This is a genomic window from Mariprofundus ferrooxydans PV-1 (genome assembly GCF_000153765.1).
GTDB classification, from domain to species: Bacteria; Pseudomonadota; Zetaproteobacteria; order Mariprofundales; family Mariprofundaceae; genus Mariprofundus; species Mariprofundus ferrooxydans.
Genome location: NZ_DS022297.1, coordinates 1 through 1,717, shown reverse-complemented (window position 1 = coordinate 1,717; position 1,717 = coordinate 1). Strand labels below are relative to the sequence as shown.

The following is a 1,717-nucleotide window of genomic DNA, read 5'->3' as shown; positions in this document are numbered from 1 at the left end:
CAGACGACACGGGTATCTTTTACACAATCAAGGTATCAAGCAGTGGTTCCAAACTGAAGATGTTTCGACGGTGATTGGTGCCCTTAATCAGCATATTGATTCTACCGTTAAGACGTATACAGGTGTTCGTAGTATAGGGATTCATGCGTTTATGGATGCTAAGGTTCAACCAAGGAAGAAGCTTCTTGGTGACTGGCTGCTGTATAAAAGCCTATCGATTATTTATGCTGAACGAGGGCTTGGTAAAACACAGCTTGCACTTGAAATTGCGATGGCGGTTGCAACTGGAACTGACTGTCTCGGATGGAAATCTCACGGTGCTGAAGGAGTGCTTTATGTTGATGGCGAAATGAGCGGACATGATATGAAGGTGCGCTTGTCAAACATCATTTCGAGCAAAAAATTGACTGATAACAACATTAACTTTGAGTTGATAACCCCTGAGATATCACCTTGGTTGCCTGACTTATCAACAGAGGAGGGGCGGCATTTAATATTCAATATTGTTGGTCAAAAGAAAATTAAACTTGTGATTATAGACAACATATCAAGCCTATGTCGTAGCAATGAATATTCTGAAAATGATGCGATTTCATGGAAGGCTATTCAAGAATGGGCGGTTGATATGAGGTCGCAAGGTTGCAGTATTATCTTCATCCATCACGCGGGAAAAAATGGAAAGCAAAGGGGCACGAGCAAACGTGAAGATGTGATGGATATTGTGATTGGCCTTAAACCAATTAAAGATGATGCAGCAAATGATGATGTTGGCGCACGTTTTGATATTCTATTTGAGAAAACCAGACATTCTTTTGGTAGTGCAGTCAAACCCATAAAGGGCAGAACTACATACCAGCATCGATGGAATTCGAACATGGGATATATCAGACCCTACAATTGATAAAAATATTCTTGAGGTCACTGTTGTCCGGTTAAGCATTGATGAGGCACATTTGTCGCTGATTTATGGCGAATCGTCGCTTTGGCGGCGGTGGGGAATCAGCCAGCAATTCGAGCAAGTTTCGTCGCTGCATGAGGTTGACGGAAACGAGTCTCGCCAGTTGTTGCATGGATCGGCTTGCAGGCAGGATCCTTCTTGCCATGTGCAGCAGCAGATAGGCGATCATGGCAATGATAATCTGGATTTTGACAGCGTTCTCGGATGTGCCGATGAAGCGTTTGATCTTCAGGTTCTGTTTAATCCACCTGAAGAACAGTTCAATTTGCCAGCGCTGTTTGTACAGGGCTGCGATGGCTCCGGCGGAGCGCTTCAGGTCATTGGTGATAAAGACAAGCTTCTTGCCATCTTCCTCATGCACGAAGCAGATGCGGCGCAGGATGGTCGGACATTCCTTCCTGCCTTTGGCCGATGACAGACGGATATGCTGGTCTTCCAATACACCGTCATCTGATACAGGGAGCGTTGCCACTACCTCGAATTCCGCGTTGCGCTTCATGCGGCTGACGAAGCGGATATCCCTTTGTGTCAGGTCATGGAACCATGCGTAATCGTTGTAGGCCCTGTCGAACACATAAGTGGCGCCGGGCAACAGGGGCATGTGCTCCGCAGCCTTCTTGTCATGCTTTTTGGCTGCGGTGATGGAAAAGAAGGTGGGAACCTGCGCATCAGGGTCATACACCGTATGCACCTTCACGCCCGATTTGCCGGTGCGGAAGCTCGCCCATTCAAACTGATGCTTGCACAGGTCAATCGTCG

General features: G+C 46.8%; 2 protein-coding genes. One reads left to right on the top strand and one right to left on the bottom strand.

The annotated features are described in order from the left end of the window. Positions 1 to 901: AAA family ATPase (locus tag SPV1_RS13850; protein ID WP_009851861.1), on the top strand; the 901-nt coding region annotated here is incomplete at its 5' end. 31 nt (positions 902 to 932) lie between these two features. Here SPV1_RS13850 and SPV1_RS13845 read toward each other — a convergent pair. Then, on the bottom strand, positions 933 to 1,717 hold a 785-nt coding region (locus tag SPV1_RS13845), incomplete at its 5' end, for an IS4 family transposase (RefSeq protein WP_009851860.1).